Origin of the sequence: Rhodanobacter soli (assembly GCF_040548735.1) — a bacterium.
GTDB classification, from domain to species: Bacteria; Pseudomonadota; Gammaproteobacteria; order Xanthomonadales; family Rhodanobacteraceae; genus Rhodanobacter; species Rhodanobacter soli_A.
Map to the genome: position 1 here is coordinate 1,653,895 of NZ_JBEPSD010000001.1, position 15,617 is coordinate 1,669,511.

Annotated in this window: 11 protein-coding genes; 4 read left to right on the top strand and 7 right to left on the bottom strand. The window is 68.1% G+C overall.

All coding sequences use genetic code 11. The features are described 5' to 3' along the window. Positions 1-76: 76 nt before the first annotated feature. Positions 77-2,404, top strand: coding sequence for a Tex family protein (locus ABIE04_RS07595; RefSeq protein WP_354548251.1), 2,328 nt, complete (start codon positions 77-79; stop codon positions 2,402-2,404). 112 nt (positions 2,405-2,516) lie between these two features. Beyond that, the gene (locus tag ABIE04_RS07600; protein ID WP_354548253.1) at positions 2,517-4,364 is read left to right on the top strand and encodes an autotransporter domain-containing protein; all 1,848 of its coding nucleotides are present in this window, start codon (positions 2,517-2,519) and stop codon (positions 4,362-4,364) included. A 118-nt stretch (positions 4,365-4,482) separates the two neighbouring features. Here ABIE04_RS07600 and ABIE04_RS07605 read toward each other — a convergent pair whose 3' ends face one another. Then, a complete protein-coding gene (locus ABIE04_RS07605) occupies positions 4,483-5,364 on the bottom strand; it encodes a YbaY family lipoprotein (RefSeq protein WP_354548255.1) in 882 nt (293 codons plus the stop codon). Between the two features lie 169 nt (positions 5,365-5,533). After that, on the bottom strand, positions 5,534-6,817 hold the full coding sequence (purD, locus tag ABIE04_RS07610; RefSeq protein WP_354548257.1) for a phosphoribosylamine--glycine ligase: 1,284 nt from the start codon (positions 6,815-6,817) through the stop codon (positions 5,534-5,536). A gap of 154 nt (positions 6,818-6,971) precedes the next feature. Here purD and blaOXA point away from each other — a divergent pair, with 154 nt between their 5' ends. Continuing rightward, positions 6,972-7,808 carry a class D beta-lactamase gene (gene blaOXA, locus ABIE04_RS07615; protein WP_354548259.1) on the top strand — a complete coding sequence of 279 codons (837 nt, stop codon included), beginning with the start codon at positions 6,972-6,974 and terminating at the stop codon, positions 7,806-7,808. A gap of 4 nt (positions 7,809-7,812) precedes the next feature. Here the strand turns inward: blaOXA and ABIE04_RS07620 are convergent, their stop codons facing one another. The 5 genes from ABIE04_RS07620 to ABIE04_RS07640 all read right to left on the bottom strand — a co-directional run bounded on the left by ABIE04_RS07620 (position 7,813) and on the right by ABIE04_RS07640 (position 14,911). After that, complete coding sequence (locus ABIE04_RS07620) at positions 7,813-9,189, bottom strand: AMP-binding protein (protein ID WP_354548261.1); 1,377 nt, start codon at positions 9,187-9,189, stop codon at positions 7,813-7,815. A gap of 136 nt (positions 9,190-9,325) precedes the next feature. Then, complete coding sequence (locus ABIE04_RS07625) at positions 9,326-9,898, bottom strand: L-threonylcarbamoyladenylate synthase (RefSeq protein ID WP_354548263.1); 573 nt, start codon at positions 9,896-9,898, stop codon at positions 9,326-9,328. Further along, positions 9,899-12,400, bottom strand: coding sequence for a DNA topoisomerase I (locus ABIE04_RS07630; RefSeq protein ID WP_354548265.1), 2,502 nt, complete (start codon positions 12,398-12,400; stop codon positions 9,899-9,901). A gap of 121 nt (positions 12,401-12,521) precedes the next feature. Next, positions 12,522-13,697, bottom strand: a complete 1,176-nt coding sequence (gene dprA / locus ABIE04_RS07635) for a DNA-processing protein DprA (RefSeq protein ID WP_354548267.1) — start codon at positions 13,695-13,697, stop codon at positions 12,522-12,524. 92 nt (positions 13,698-13,789) lie between these two features. Further along, positions 13,790-14,911 carry a LysM peptidoglycan-binding domain-containing protein gene (locus tag ABIE04_RS07640; RefSeq protein WP_354548270.1) on the bottom strand — a complete coding sequence of 374 codons (1,122 nt, stop codon included), beginning with the start codon at positions 14,909-14,911 and terminating at the stop codon, positions 13,790-13,792. Between the two features lie 188 nt (positions 14,912-15,099). On the opposite strand from ABIE04_RS07640, the gene def reads away from it, so the two are divergent. Then, on the top strand, positions 15,100-15,609 hold the full coding sequence (gene def, locus ABIE04_RS07645) for a peptide deformylase (RefSeq protein WP_354548272.1): 510 nt from the start codon (positions 15,100-15,102) through the stop codon (positions 15,607-15,609). Positions 15,610-15,617 lie beyond the last annotated feature (8 nt).

A 15,617-nucleotide genomic window follows, 5' to 3' on the forward strand; every position in this document is an offset into this window, starting at 1 on the left:
AGCCACTTGTTATCATCGACAGCTTGACCCTCTTCACCCGGCGCCACGCGCCGTCGCAAGGAATTGAAAGCCGCTCATGCTCAGCATCGAACAACGCATCGCCAACGACATCGCCGCCAGAACCGAACAGGTGCAGGCGGCCGTCGACCTGCTGGACGGCGGCGCCACCGTGCCGTTCATCGCGCGCTACCGCAAGGAAGTCACCGGCGGCCTCGACGACACCCAGTTGCGCCTGCTGGAAGAACGCCTGCGCTACCTGCGCGAACTGGAAGAACGCCGCACGGCGATCCTCGCCAGCGTCGAGGAACAGGGCAAGCTCGGCGATGCGTTGAAGGCCGACCTGCTCGCCGCCGACACCAAGGCACGGCTGGAGGACTTGTACCTGCCGTTCAAGCCGAAGCGCCGCACCAAGGCGCAGATCGCGCGCGAGGCCGGACTGGAGCCGTTGGCGCTGGGCCTGCGCGAGGATCCCACGCTGTCGCCGGAGACGTTCGCCGAAGCGTTCGTCGACGCGGACAAGGGCATCGCCGACGTGCGTGCCGCGCTGGACGGCGCGCGCGCAATCCTGATGGAGTCGATCGCCGAGGATGCCCACCTGGTCGGCGAGCTGCGCGACTGGCTGTGGTCGCAGGGACAGATCCGCGCCAAGGTGGTCGAGGGCAAGGAGAACGAAGGCGCGAAGTTCCGCGACTACTTCGACCACGTCGAGCCGATCGCGAAGATCCCCTCGCACCGCCTGCTGGCGCTGATGCGCGCGCGCAACGAGGGCGTGATCGAACTCGAGCTCGCCCCCGCCGCCGACAGCGAGCAGGGCCACGCCGAGGGCGAAGGCCGCGTCGCCGCCCACGCGGACATCCACAACCGCGGCCGCGCCGCCGATGCGTGGCTGCGCGAGACGGTGCGCCTGACCTGGCGCGTGAAGCTGCACCTGCACCTCACCCTGGACCTGTTCGGCCGCGTGCGCGAAGGCGCCGAGGACGAGGCGATCCGCGTGTTCGGCGACAACCTGAAGGATCTGATGCTGGCCGCCCCTGCCGGCGCGAAGACGGTGATGGGGCTGGACCCGGGCATCCGCACCGGCTGCAAGGTCGCGGTGGTCGACGCCACCGGCAAGCTGCTGGCCACCGACACGATCTACCCGCTGGAGCCGCGCCGGCAGTGGAACGAATCGCTGGTGTCGCTGGCGAAGCTGTGCAAGCAACATGGCGTGGATCTGATCGCGATCGGCAACGGCACCGGCTCGCGCGAGACGGACAAACTGGCCGGCGAGCTGATCAAGAAGCTGGCCGACGCGAAGTTGTCGAAGATCGTGGTGAGCGAGGCCGGCGCCTCGGTGTATTCCGCCTCCGAACTCGCCGCGAAGGAATTCCCGGAACTCGACGTGAGCCTGCGCGGCGCCGTCTCGATCGCGCGCCGCCTGCAGGACCCGCTGGCCGAACTGGTGAAGATCGAGCCGAAGGCGATCGGCGTGGGCCAGTACCAGCACGACGTCAACCAGATCAAGCTGGCGCGCGCGCTGGACGCGCGGGTCGAGGACTGCGTCAACGCCGTCGGCGTGGACGTGAACACCGCTTCCGCCGCGCTGCTGTCGCGCGTGGCCGGGCTGTCGGCGTCGGTGGCCGAGAACGTGGTGAAGCACCGCGACGCGAACGGTCCGTTCCCGAACCGCAAGGCGCTGCTGAAGGTGCCGCGCCTCGGCGACAAGGCGTTCGAGCAGTGCGCCGGCTTCCTGCGCGTGTCCGGCGGCGACAATCCGCTGGATGCCAGCGCGGTGCATCCGGAAGCGTACCCGGTGGTCGAACGGATCATCGCGCAATGCGGCCGCGAGGTGCGCAACATCATCGGCGACAGCGGCTTCCTGCGCGGCCTCAAGCCCGAGCAGTTCACCGATGAAAAGTTCGGCGTGCCGACCGTGCGCGACATCCTGAAGGAACTGGAAAAGCCCGGTCGCGACCCGCGTCCGGAGTTTGTCGCCCCGAGCTTCGCCGAAGGCGTCGAGGACGTGAAGGACCTCAAGCCCGGCATGATCCTGGAAGGCCGCGTCACCAACGTGGCCGCGTTCGGCGCGTTCGTCGACATCGGCGTGCACCAGGACGGCCTGGTGCACGTCTCGGCGCTGTCGCACACCTTCGTCAAGGATCCGCGCGACGCGGTGAAGGCCGGCGACATCGTCAAGGTCAAGGTGATGGAAGTGGACCTGCCGCGCCAGCGCATCGGCCTCAGCATGCGCCTGGACGACGAACCGGGCCAGGCGCGCGCCGGCCGCCCGGGTGGCGGCGGCGATGTTCGCGGCGGCCAGCGCGATACCCGCGGCCCGCGTCCGGGTGGCACTGCCCCGAAGCCCGCGCCCACTCCGGCCAACAGCGCGTTCGCCGATGCACTGACGCGCGCGATCAAGCGCTGAACGCCCGTGCAGCCTCGCATGCGGCGGCGGTGCACTGCAGCATGCGGTTCCGTATGGAATGCCGTAACGTAACATCCAGCTAACAGGGCCATCCCGGTCCAGGAGTGTCAGCATGCTTCGTATCCGCCACCTGGCAGGCGCCATCGCCACCACTTTGCTGTTCAGCACGGCCGCTGCAGCCACCGATTTCAGCAACGTCATTGTTTTCGGCGACAGTCTCAGCGACGGCGGCAACATCTCGCTGGCCACCGCGCCCGGCATCCAGCCGCCGCTGCGTTTCACCACCAATCCCGGCACCACCGCGGCGGAGAACGTGGCGGCTGGCCTCGGCTTCACGCTGGCCCCGTCGGTTGCCGGCGGTACCGACTTCGCCTGGGGCGGCGCGGGTTTCGTCAACAACGTGGCTGCCGTACCGACCATTCCGCAACAGCTGCAGATGTACCTGGGCGCGAACGGCGGCAAGGCCGATTCCCATGCCCTGTACCAGGTCTGGGGCGGCGCGAACGACATCTTCTACCTGAGCAGCGCACTGACCGATCCGAACGCGATCGCCGCCGGTGCCGTCAACGCGGCGCAGACCGAACTCGGCCTGCTCGGTGGCCTGCAGGCGGCCGGTGCCCGCTACGTGGTGGTGTACAACCTCCCCGACCTCGGCAAGACCCCTTCGGCTGCCGCCGGCGGTGCGGCCGCCCAGGCCGGCGCCAGCCAGCTCGCCGTGCTCTACAACGGCGTGCTCAGCAGCGGCCTCGGCCAGCTCAGCAACAATGGCCTGAACATCATCCCGGTGAACACCTACGCCCTGCTCAACGAGGTGATCGCCAACCCGTCCGCCTACGGCTTCAGCAACGTCACCGCCCCGGCCTGCGGCGCCGGCTCCAGCTCGGTGCAATGCGGCCCGCAGGGCTCGGGCTTGCCGTACACCTATGCGTCGGGCACCGACCAGACCTACCTGTTCGCCGACGGCGTGCACCCGACCACCGCCGCCCACGCGATGCTCAGCCAGTACGTGCTGTCGGTGATCCACGCGCCGGAACAGATTTCGCTGCTTGGCGAAGCGCCGCTGGCGGCCAGCACCGTGCAGAACCGCGTGATCCGCGACCAGATGCTGACCGAGGGCAAGGATGGCGATACCCGCGCCTTCGTCAATATTGATTACGGCCAGCAACGCTTCGACGCCAGTGACAGTTCCCCACGCACCACCAGCGACAATTTCAACTTCACGCTGGGCGCGAACCTCTTTGCCGGCGAGCATGTCACGGCGGGCGTGGCTCTCGGCATCGGCCAGCACAACGCCGATTTTTCCGGTGGCGGCGGCTACAAGCTGCAGGACATCAGCGGCCTGGGCTATCTCGGCTACCGCAACGGTGGCGGCTACGTGGGCGGCTACGTCAACTTCGGTCAATCCAACTTCAAGGACATCGAACGCCGCATGAGCATCGGCACCATGCAGCGTACCGAAACCGGCAAGGCCGACGGCTCGCATCTGGGCGGCGGGCTCACCGGCGGATGGTGGTTTGATCTCGCCGACAAGCTGCAGACCGGGCCCTTCGCCACCCTCGACTGGCAGACCGTGAAGATCAGCGGCTACAGCGAGAACGGCGGCGACAGCAGCGCGATGTGGTTCGGCCGGCAGCAGCGCGACTCCCTGCTGTCCACGCTGGGCTGGCGCCTGCGCGGCCAGTGGCAGGTCAACAACCTGCTGATGTCGCCGTATGTCGAGCTGGGCTGGAACCATGACAGCAAGGCCGATCAACGCATGGTCAGCGCAGGCCTCACCAGCATGAACGGCACGTTCGCCCTGCCCGGCTTCAGTCCGGACAAGAGCTGGGGCACCGCTTCATTGGGCCTGTCCGCCCAGCTCACCCCGAGCGTGCAAAGCTGGATCGGCTATAGCGGTCGCTTCAGCGACAACAGCCAGAAGTACAACAGCGTCAATATGGGTGTACGGATCACCCTCTGATCCGGCAAGCCCGTGGCTCGGCCCCCGGGCCGAGCCGTAAAAAAAGCCGTCCGCTGATGCGGACGGCTTTTTTGTGGACCTCCCGCCGGACGCGGGAAGACGCGGACGCTATGGCGACTTACTTGTTCTTGCCGCCGGTCGCCATGCTGAGGATGGCCATGGCCTGCTTCTTCATCGTCGCCGCCGCAGCGGGATCGAGCGCCTGCACGTCGCTGCCGACCTGGTGCTGCTTCAGCACCAGCGTGCCGTCATCGCTCCAGCCGGCACGGTCGACCGCACTCGGCTTGCCGTCGCGGTTCGCCTTGGTCTCCTGCACGATCGCCCACGGCTTGCCGTTCTTGTAGGCGTAATCGGTGCTGGTATAGCCCTTGTCGCCGTAGTCGACTTCCTCGCGGATGAACTTCACTTCACCGGCCTGGCGGAACAGCTGCCAGCCACGCGAATCGTTGGCCTCCAGCTTGGTGCCGTGGCTGATCTTCATGCCGCCGATCTGCGCCTTGGCCTCGTCGAAATCGGCCAGGACCTTCTCGCTGGGGGTCTGCTCCGCCACCAGTTCGATCGCCACGCCATCGTTCTTGCTGCCCTTGGCCAGCACCGGCGCCTGGATCGGCATCGAATACTTGCGGTCGCCGTCGGTCAGATTCGCCTGGATCACGTACAGGTCGTTCGGCTTCACCTCGGCCGGATTGAAGGTCAGCGTGAACGACTGCGGGAACGAGCCAGCCGGCGCCGTCTTGCTGGCCAGCGGGGCGGAGCCCACGGCCGTGGACGACACGTCGACCAGGTTCAGCACCAGGGTGGCGTTCGCCGACGGCGCGGGCGTGCCGGCGCGCAGCGAGATCGTGCCGCTTACCTGGTTCGGGATCTGGGGAGCGGCAGCGGCCGTGTTCGCGGCGGCGGGCGCAGTGGAGTCCGTCTGCTGCGACGGATGGGAAGCGTTGTTGCAACCCGCCAGTGCCAGTGCCGCGACCGACATCAGCGACAAAACCGTCTTGCGCATGGGAAAACCTCATCAACGTGAAAACAAGCACGAGGTCGTTCAGGCGCTCTGCGCCACGACTCTACGCGGGGGAAGTTCCAAGCATAGCCCAAAAAAGGCGGCACGGAAAAGTCAAGCCATCCAATGGCCTACCATGCGCCGGCGTACGCTGCCCGGAACAGCGGCCACATCAAGGGCGCCGCAGGGCCCGGTGCGCGATGTCACGGCGGCAGAACGCGCCGTCGTAACGGATCCGGGCGACTGCGGCATAGGCACTTTCGCGCGCCGCCGCGATGTCGTCACCCAGGGCGCAGACGGTCAGCACGCGGCCCCCGGCGGTGACCACGCGGTCCGCCGCGTCGAGTCGGGTGCCGGCATGAAACACCTTCACGTCGGCACCCGCTGGCGCGTCGAGGCCGTCGATCACGTCGCCCAAGCGCACCCGGCCCGGATAACCGCCAGCCGCCATCACCACACCGATCGCCGGGCGCGCATCCCAGCGCGCCCGGGCCTGCTCCAGCCGGCCGTCCAGCGCGGCGTCGATCAACTCGACCAGATCCGACTTCAGGCGCAGCATGATCGGCTGCGTTTCCGGATCGCCGAAGCGCACGTTAAACTCGATCACCTTCGGCACACCCGACTTGTCGATCATCAGGCCGGCGTAGAGGAAGCCGATGAACGGCGCGCCCTCGGCCGCCATGCCGTGCAGGGTCGGCTCGATCACTTCCTTCAGGATGCGCTGCTCGACTTCCGGCGTGACCACCGGCGCCGGCGAATACGCGCCCATGCCGCCGGTGTTCGGGCCGAGGTCGCCCTCGTCGCGGCGCTTGTGGTCCTGGCTGGAAGCCATCGGCAGCGCGTGGCTGCCGTCGCTGATCACGATGTAGCTGGCTTCCTCGCCGTCGAGGAATTCCTCGATCACCACCCGCGCCGAGGCCTCGCCGAACGCGTGCGCGCCGAGCATGTCGTGCAGCGCCAGTTCCGCATCGGCCAGGGTCAGCGCCACCACCACGCCCTTGCCGGCGGCGAGGCCGTCGGCCTTGATCACGATCGGCGCGCCATGCTTGCGCACGTACGCCAGCGCCGGATTCAGTTCGGTGAACACCGCATAGTGCGCGGTGGGAATGTTGTGCCGCTGCAGGAAATCCTTGGCGAACGCCTTGGAGCCTTCCAGCTGCGCGGCGATCGCGCGCGGCCCGAAGATGCGCAGGCCGGCGGCGCGGAACTTGTCGACCACGCCGGCCACCAGCGGCACCTCGGGGCCAACCACGGTCAGCCCGATTTTTTCGCGCTTCGCCAGCTGCAGCAGGCCATCGAGATCATTCATCGCGACGTCGGCGTTGCGCACGCCCGGCTCGCGCGCAGTGCCGGCGTTGCCGGGCGCCACGATCACTTCGTCGACCTGCGAGGATTGCCTGAGCTTCCACGCCAGCGCGTGTTCGCGACCGCCGCCGCCGATGACGAGGACCTTCATTGCGCTGCTCCGTGTGAGGCGCGCCATCCGGCGCAGCGCGACATTGTACCGGCTACGCTGCCCGCAGACGGCCAGATTCACGTCCTTCCGCCGGCGCAATGGGCGGCTAGGCTCACCCGACGACGACGGCTGCCCGCCGCGCAAGGAGATTCCGATGGTCCACCGTTTGCCGCCCTGGCTGTTTCTCGCCCTCCTCGTGCTCAGCGCGCCGGGTCACGCCGCGGCCTGGCGCGAACATCCGTCCTGGCAGTCGAGCTTTGCCCAAGCCGGGGTGAAGGGCACCTTGCTGGTCTACGACGAGAAGGCCGATGTCTGGCATGTGTCCGACGCCGCACGCGCCCGCCAGGCCTTTCTTCCGGCATCCACCTTCAAGCTGTTCAACGCACTGGTGGCGCTGGACAGCGGCGCGGTCAAGGACGAGTTCGAAGTGATCCGCTGGGATGGCAAGGTACGCGGATTGAAGGACGCGCCCGTCGTCGAATGGAACCGCGACAACAGCCTGGCCAGCGGCATGCGCTATTCGACCGTCTGGTTCTATCAGGAAGTCGCGCGCCGTGCCGGCGAGCGGCGCATGCAGCAATGGATCGACCGGGCCGGCTACGGCAATCGCGATATCAGCGGCGGCATCGACACGTTCTGGCTGCGCGGCGCGCTGCGCATCTCGGCCGAACAGCAGATCGATTTCCTGCGCCGCCTGGCCGACGACAGGCTGCCGTTCTCGCCACGTGCGCAGGAAATCGTGCGCCGCATCAGCATCACCGAATCGGCGCCCGCCTATGTACTGCATGCGAAGACCGGCTGGGGCACGCATGCCGCGCAGAACAGCGCGAACGACGATCTGGGCTGGTATGTCGGCTGGGTCGAGCACGCAGGGCGCCGCTGGTTCTTCGCGATGAACATCGACCTGCCTGCCCCGGGCGACGCGGCCAAGCGGGTGCCGCTGGCGAAGCAGCTATTGGCGCAACTGGGCGCCTTGCCGCAAGGCAGCTAGAAACTCACCCGTCGTGCTGGCCGAGCAGTGCCAGCAGCGCTGCGCGCGGCAGCTTGCCGGTTTCGTTGCGCGGCAACGCCTCGACCAGCTTCAACGGGCGCGGCAGGAACAGCGGGTCGATCGCGCGGCGCAGCGCGTCGACTATCGTGTGTCCATCCAGCCCCGGCGCCACCGCCAGCGCGGCAATGCGGTGCACGCCGAGCGCGTCGCCGTCGTCGAGCTGGAACACCACGCCGTCCTGTACGCCCGGTATGGCCAGCAGGCGCCGGCTGAGATCGCCCAGCGAGGCGCGCTTGCCGGCGATTTCCAGCATGTCCGCATGGCGGCCGCGCAGGCGGAAACAGCGACCGCCGTGGGACAGGCTGACGATGTCGGCCAGGGTGACCGGCGCGTCCAGTTGCGGCGCTTCCACCGCGGTGCCGTCCGGCTGCGGGTGCAGGCTCACCGCCTCGTACAGTGACCAGTCCTCGTCCATCGCGGGACGGCGGCTGGCGAACACGCAGGTCTCGGTGGAACCGAACACTTCCAGCAGCGGCGCGCCGAAGCGCTGCTCGGCAGCCCGGGCCAGTTCGACCGGCAAGGGCGCGGTGGCCGACAGCATCGCCGCGACCGACGGCAACGCGATGCCCGACTCGACCAGGGCGCGCAGGTGCACCGGCGTGGTCACCAGCACCCGCGGCGCCGGCACCTCGGCCAGCGCGGCGGCCACGTCGGCCGGGAAGAACGGCCGCCCGGCATGCACGCCGGCCCCGCCCAGCAGCGGCAGCAGCACCGACATCTCCATGCCGTACATGTGCTGCGGCGGCACCGTGGCGACGATCTCGAAGCGCGGCCCGACCACCGCGCGCAGCATCGCCAGGTTGCCGGCGTTGCTGGCGTGGAAGCTGCCCCAGGTCTTCAGGTTCGCGCTGGGCGTGCCGGTGGAACCGGAGGTATAGCCGATCGCCACCACCTGCCCGGCCGGAATCGATGGCCATGCCGCATCGAGTTCAAGCGGCGGTGCGGCATCCAGCGACGGCAGCTGCCGGTAGCCGCACGGCGCGGGATCGAGCGCCTGCTCGCCCAGCGCGTAGCAGCCCGGGTGCGCCGCCATCACTTCGTCCACAGCCTGCGGCGCGCGCGACGACGGCAACAGGTTGGTCTGGCCGCGCAACGCGATCGCGCAGAACGCGACCAGGAACGCATAGCGGTCCTCGCACAGATTGACCGCGGCGGGAGCAGCGGGCAAACCGGCGGCCACCGCCTGCACCTGCGCCAGGAAGCGAGCCGCGTTCACCGGCTCGCCGTGGCGCCAGGCCACGATCCGTGCGGGGTCGGCCGCGTCCAGCAACGGCAGTCGCGGCGGCGCCTCACGCTGGTAGGTGTCGTAAACGATGGCCAAGCCGCAGTCTCCCTGATCTTCGATTCGTCATGCCCTCGCAGGATCGCGCCGCACCATGAACGGCGGCGTGAATGACGGCAGTTGGCATCCCGCGGCGGTTCAGCTGGCGCATGAGCCGGCGCGCTCCCCCGGACGCTCAGGCGCGAATGATAGCGCCCGACAGCGCGTCGCGGATCATCGTGGGACTGGACTGGCCCCCCAAGGGAGCGTCCAGCAGGCCGTCCAGCGCATCGCCGAAGTACTCCGCCACGGTCGGCGCCGCCCGCGCCGGCGGTCGGCCGTGCGGGTTTGCGCTGGTCGACACCAGCGCGCCGCCGAACGCCCGGCACAACGCGGCGGCGGGTTCGTGCGCGGTGACCCGCAGCGCGACGCCGGCGTGTGCGCCGGCAACCCACGACGGCACGTCAGCCGAGCGCGGAAAGATCCAGGTATGCGGACCGGGCCAGCTCGCACGCACCTGCAGCAGCACCTCGCCCGGCACCGCGGCCAGCTCGATGTAGCGTTCGACCTGGGCGAAGTCCGCGGCGATCAGCAGCACGCCCTGGGTGGCCGGGCGCTGCTTCAACGCGAACAGCCGCTCGAACGCAGCCTGATCATGCGGATCGCAGCCGAGGCCGAACACCGCCTCGGTGGGATAGGCCAGCACGCCGCCGCCACGCAGCAGCGCGGCAGCGGCGTCGAGTTCGGCGAGGGTGAAGCGCTGCAGCACTCAGGCCCCGGCCTTGCTGCTCGCGGGCTTCTTTGCAGCCGCCTTCTTCGCGGCGGCCTTCTTTGCCGCCGTCTTCTTCGCCGTGGTCTTTTTCGTTGCGGTCTTCTTGCCGGCAGCCTTCTTCGCCGCCGTCTTTTTTGCCGGCGCCGCCTTCTTCACGGCCGCCTTCTTGGTCGCACCCTTCTTGCCGAAGCGGCCCGGCTTGCGTGCCGGCGCGGCCGCCAGCAGTTCCAGGCACTGCGCCTCGGTCAGCTCCTTCGGCTCCTGCTCCTTCGGGATGCGCGCGTTCTTCTCGCCGTCGGTGATGTACGCGCCATAGCGGCCGTTGAGTACCTGCACGCCGTTGCCGAAGTCGAGGATCAGCCGGTTCGCCAGCATCTCGAGTTTTTCCTGCACGATCTGCAGGGCGCGCGGCAGCTCGATCGTGTATGGGTCGTCCTCGGGCTTCAGCGAGGCATAGGTGCTGCCCTGCTTCACGAACGGACCGAAGCGGCCGATCGCCACGCTGACCTCGTCGCCGTTCGGCGCGGTGCCCAGCTGGCGCGGCAGCTTGAACAGCTCCAGTGCCTCGGCCAGGGTGATCGTGTGCATGCTCTGACCGGGGCGCAACGAGGCAAAGGTCGGCTTTTCCTCGTCGTCCTTGGTGCCGATCGCCGCGTACGGCCCGAACCGGCCCAGGCGCACCGAAACCGGCTTGCCGGTCTTCGGGTCGCTGCCGAGTTCGCGCGCGCCGGTCGCCTCGCTGCGGTCGACCGACTCGGTCTTCTCGTCCACCTGCTGCTTGAACGGCAGCCAGAAGCGCTCCATCAGCGGCACCCAGGCTTCCTCGCCGCGGCTGACCGCGTCCAGCTCGTCCTCCATCTTCGCAGTGAAGTCGTAGTCGACGTACCGGGTGAAGTGCTGGGTGAGGAACTTGCTGACCGCGCGGCCGACGTCGCTGGGCTTGAAGCGGCGGTTGTCGAGGAACACGTACTCGCGGTTCTGCAGCACCTGGATGATGCTGGCGTAGGTCGACGGGCGGCCGATGCCGTGTTCTTCCAGCGCCTTGACCAGGCTCGCCTCGGAATAGCGCGGCGGCGGTTCGGTGAAGTGCTGGTCGGCCACGATCTCGTGCAGCGGCACCTGCTCGTCCACCGCCAGCCGCGGCAGGCGGCGGCCTTCGTCGTCGTCCTCGGCATTCTTCTGGTCGCGGCCTTCTTCATAGACGGCGAGGAAGCCCGGATCGACCACGGTGGTGCCGCTGGCGCGGAACGCGGCATCGCCGCCGGCCACGCCGCGCACGGCGAATTCCACGGTGACGGTATTCAGAGTGGCGTGGATCATCTGGCAGGCGACGGTGCGCTTCCAGATCAGCTCGTACAGCTTGCGCTGGTCGTCGTTGAGAAAGGCCGCCACCGATTTCGGCGTGTGCATCGCCGAGGTCGGGCGGATCGCCTCATGCGCTTCCTGCGCGTTCTTCGACTTGGTCTTGTACACCTGCGGCGCGTCCGGCAGCGCCTTGGCACCGAAGTCGCGGGCGATCAGCTGGCGCAGCTCGGCCATGGCATCGTCGCCGAGCATGGTGGAGTCGGTACGCATGTAGGTGATCAGGCCGACGTTGCCCTCGCTGCCCAGTGCGACGCCTTCATACAGGCCCTGCGCCACCTTCATCGTGCGGCTGGTGGTGAAGCCGAGCTTGCGCGCGGCCTCCTGCTGCAGGGTGGAGGTGGTGAACGGCGCGGCCGGGCGGCGCTTGCGTTCCTTCGAGCTGACCTCGCTGACCGTGAGGCGGCCGCGCGCGGCCTGCTTCAAGGCGTCGCGGGCGGCCCGCGCGCCGGCCTCGTCGGTAAGGTCGAACTGCTCGAACTTCTTGCCGTTGAGCTTGGAGAGGCGTGCCGTGAAGTCGCCTTCGGCGTGCTTGAGCTGCGCCTCGATGGTCCAGTACTCGCGTGCCTTGAACGCCTCGATCTCGTCCTCGCGTTCGACGATCATGCGCAGCGCCGGCGATTGCACGCGGCCGGCCGAGAGGCCGCGCTGAACCTTGCGCCACAGCACCGGCGACAGGTTGAAGCCGACCAAGTAGTCCAGCGCGCGACGGGCCTGCTGCGCGTCGACCAGGTCGTGCGACAGCTGGCGCGGCGCGGCCACTGCGGCCTTGATCGCTTTCGGCGTGATCTCGGAGAACACCACCCGGTGCATCTGCTTGCCCTTGGTCAGGCCGCGCTCCTTCAGGATCTCGCTGATGTGCCAGCTGATCGCCTCACCTTCGCGATCCAAGTCGGTCGCCAGATAGATGTCGTCGGCCAGCTTGGCCGCCTTGGCGATCGCATCGACGTGCTTCTCGTTGCGCTCGATGACCTCGTAGGCCATGGCGAAACCGTGTTCGGTATCGACCGCGCCCTCCTTCGGCTTCAGGTCGCGCACGTGACCGTAGGAGGCGAGGACCTGGAAGTCCTTGCCGAGGTATTTGTTGATCGTCTTGGCCTTGGCCGGTGACTCGACGATGAGCAGGTTTTTTGCCATGAAGCTGGATATCCGAAAGTGAATCACCGGCGCTTCCGTGCCGGGCATATATATAGTTGAAACCACGCCGCGCCAACGACTGTCAAGCCCGGCTACGCTGCAGACACCGCCCCGCAGCGGCTCAATCGTCGGGCAATCGCTGGTAGCGGTTGCCCGGCAGAGGTTCCACCCTGGCCTCCAGTTCCAGCATCAGCAGCATCGCGGAAAGGGCGGCAGCCGACTGCCCGGTACGTTGCACAAGTTCGTCCAACGTCGTTGGTGCATGGCCAAGTTCGGCCAAAAGTCGCCGGTATTCGGAATCGCCCCACTCTCCGGAATGCGCGCAGGCCAGATCGGCGCCACCCTCGGCCTGCGCCGGCCCGAGCGTCTCGCCACCGACTGCATCCAGCCGGGCAGCCAGTTCGCCACCAAGCATGCGCGCTGCCGGCGTCAATGTCTCGACAATCTCCGTCGCGGTCTCGACCAGCCGGGCGCCGTCGCGGATCAATCGGTGGCAGCCGCGAGCCAGCGGGTTGTGGATGGAGCCGGGCAGGGCGAACACCTCGCGGCCCTGTTCGGCGGCCAGCCGGGCGGTGATCAGCGAGCCGGAACGCAAGCCCGCCTCGATCACCAGGGTACCCAGCGCCAGACCGGAGATGATCCGGTTGCGGCGCGGAAAGTGGTCCGGGCGGGCGGGCGTACCGGGCGGAAACTCGCTGACCAGCACGCCGTGCGCGGCGATCCGCCGGGCCAGCGCATGATGCTTGCGCGGATACACCCGATCCGCCCCGGTGCCGACCACCGCGAGAGTTCTCGCGCCGGCGTCCAGCGCGGCCGTGTGGGCAGCGCCGTCGATGCCGTCGGCCATGCCGCTGGTGATCGCGAAACCGGCATCGGCCAGAGCCAGGGCAAATGCCCGGGCATGCGCGAGGCCTGCCGCGCTGGCGCCGCGCGCACCCACGATCGCCACCTGCGGATACAGCAGCAGGCTGGCGTCGCCGACCACGAACAGCACGGCCGGCGGCTGCGGGATGTTTTCCAGCTGCGGCGGGAAATCCGCCTCGGTAGAGCGCAGCAGCCGGTGCCCGGGTTCGGCCAGCCAGGCCAGATCGGCGGCCAGCTGCACCTCGTCGGGCCGGGCCAGCCAGGCCTGGGCCAACTCGCCGAGCGGGGCGGCGTGGCGGCGCAGTTGCGCCAGCGCCACCCGGATATCGCCACCGACTGCATCCAGCCGCTCGCGCAGGCCGCCCGGGCCGAGGCCGGGCGTGCGCAAGGCGATCAGCCACGCGCGCAATTCATCCAGATCGTCCATGAGCATGGCCGCAGTTTACGCAGCAGGCGCCCAAGGAAACGGCGCGGTGGGAGCCGCGCCGTCCTGTAGGCAGATGCCGCCGTGATGCCTGCCGGCGATTATTCCGGCATGGCCAGGCGGCCGCCGACGTGCACCGGGCGCAGACCGTCCATCACCAGGCCGTAGCTGACCCGGTCGAAGGTGCGGAACACCATCACGTGGCCGACGTATTCGTCCGGCAGCTTGACCCTCTCGCCGAAGCTCCGGTTCCAGCTGTTGCTGGCCACGTCGTCGTGGATCGTCTCGCCCGGCTCGAAGATGGTGTAGGTCTGGCCGTTGTCGACGCCGTCCTTCGCACCGATCGACAGCATCACCACCTGGCGCGGACCGGCCGCGTCCATCGCGTCGGCGAAGCCGATCACCTTGGCGTTGGCCGGCACCGACTTCGGCGCATGCGGGTAGTAGTAGGCGTCGTACGGCGACTCGTCCAGCGGCATGATGCGATCGCCGCTGCGGATTTCCTGGGTGGCGTTGAGCAGCAGCAGGGTCGCCGGATCGCCCGTGCGCAGCGTCTCGGCGGTGCCGATCACGCTGACCTCGACGCCGAGGTCGTCACCCTTGCCGTAGTGGCCGTCGTTGCGGGAATCCTCGCGCCACGGCGAGCGAACCATCGCCGCGTTGCTGTCCAGATCGTGGGCGACCAGATCGGCACTGGCCGCATCGTCCTGATCGAAACCGCGGAACACGTGACTCGGCCGCACGATCGCCCAGCGCTGGCCCGGCTCGCCCTGCAGGCCGCGCACATAGATGTTCTGGCCGACGGCGCCGCGCAGGCGCGCTTCCTCGAGGCCGACCACGTACGGCGCCGAGCTGACCTCCTCCGAGTTCATCACGCGCATGTCCTTCAGGAACATCTTCAGCTCGGACAGCGGGATCGCCGGCACCGCCTCGCCTTCGCGATGCACGCTCGGCTGCAAGCCCACGCGCGGCCCATTGATGAAGGACAGGTTGAGCACGTCGCCGGGGTAGATCAGGTGCGGGTTGCGCACTTGCGGATTGGCCTGCCAGATCTCCGGCCACAGCCACGGCTTGGACAGGAACTTGGCGGAGATGTCCCAGAGCGTGTCGCCCCGGCGCACGGTATAGCTGTCGGGATGATCGGCCCGTAGTTGCGCACCGGCCGCATAGACGGCCACGGTGACCAGCATGCCGGCCAGCAACACGATAATTTTCTTGATCATTGGTGGGAATCCCCCTTCCCCAGATGCTCGGTCGAGTGTAACCGAATGGTTAACGCGCGCAACAGGCGCGAGTTGGCAAAAATCGTCTGTACTCGGACGCTTGCCGACGTACAATGAGACACATTCTAGATGGCGCCGAGGGTGGCTTTTTACCAAATCGCCCGCACTTTCGGCGCCGAGGTGATGCCATGTCCATTCTTTCCATCCTTGAATTCCCCGACCCCCGCCTGCGCACCCGCGCCGCGCCGGTGACCGTGTTCGACGCGAAGCTGGAGCAGTTCGTCGCCGACATGTTCGAGACCATGTACGCCGCCAACGGCGTCGGCCTCGCCGCCACCCAGGTCAACGTGCACCAGCGCGTGCTGGTCGCCGACATGAGCGACGAACGCAACCAGCCGCTGGCGCTGATCAACGCGCAGATCCTGGAAAAGGACGGCTCGCAGGTCTACCAGGAAGGCTGCCTGTCGTTCCCCGGCCTGTACGCCGACGTCACCCGCGCGCTGAAGGTGAAGGTGAAGGCGCAGGACGTGACCGGCAAGGAAACCATCGTCGAGGCCGAAGGCCCGCTGGCGGTATGCATCCAGCACGAGATGGACCACCTGGAAGGCAAGGTGTTCGTCGACTACCTGTCGCCGCTGAAGCGCAACCTGCTGCTGAAACGGCTGGAGAAGCACCGCAAGCAGGCGATCGGTGCTTGAGCAAGGCC

What these genes read in the sequence shown, in the direction of transcription:
- ABIE04_RS07595 (WP_354548251.1), top strand. Translation starts at nt 77, where the DNA reads ATGCTCAGCATCGAACAACGCATCGCCAACGACATCGCCGCCAGAACC.
- ABIE04_RS07600 (WP_354548253.1), top strand. Translation starts at nt 2,517, where the DNA reads ATGCTTCGTATCCGCCACCTGGCAGGCGCCATCGCCACCACTTTGCTG.
- ABIE04_RS07605 (WP_354548255.1), bottom strand. Translation starts at nt 5,364, where the DNA reads ATGCGCAAGACGGTTTTGTCGCTGATGTCGGTCGCGGCACTGGCACTG.
- purD (WP_354548257.1), bottom strand. Translation starts at nt 6,817, where the DNA reads ATGAAGGTCCTCGTCATCGGCGGCGGCGGTCGCGAACACGCGCTGGCG.
- blaOXA (WP_354548259.1), top strand. Translation starts at nt 6,972, where the DNA reads ATGGTCCACCGTTTGCCGCCCTGGCTGTTTCTCGCCCTCCTCGTGCTC.
- ABIE04_RS07630 (WP_354548265.1), bottom strand. Translation starts at nt 12,400, where the DNA reads ATGGCAAAAAACCTGCTCATCGTCGAGTCACCGGCCAAGGCCAAGACG.
- dprA (WP_354548267.1), bottom strand. Translation starts at nt 13,697, where the DNA reads ATGCTCATGGACGATCTGGATGAATTGCGCGCGTGGCTGATCGCCTTG.
- ABIE04_RS07640 (WP_354548270.1), bottom strand. Translation starts at nt 14,911, where the DNA reads ATGATCAAGAAAATTATCGTGTTGCTGGCCGGCATGCTGGTCACCGTG.
- def (WP_354548272.1), top strand. Translation starts at nt 15,100, where the DNA reads ATGTCCATTCTTTCCATCCTTGAATTCCCCGACCCCCGCCTGCGCACC.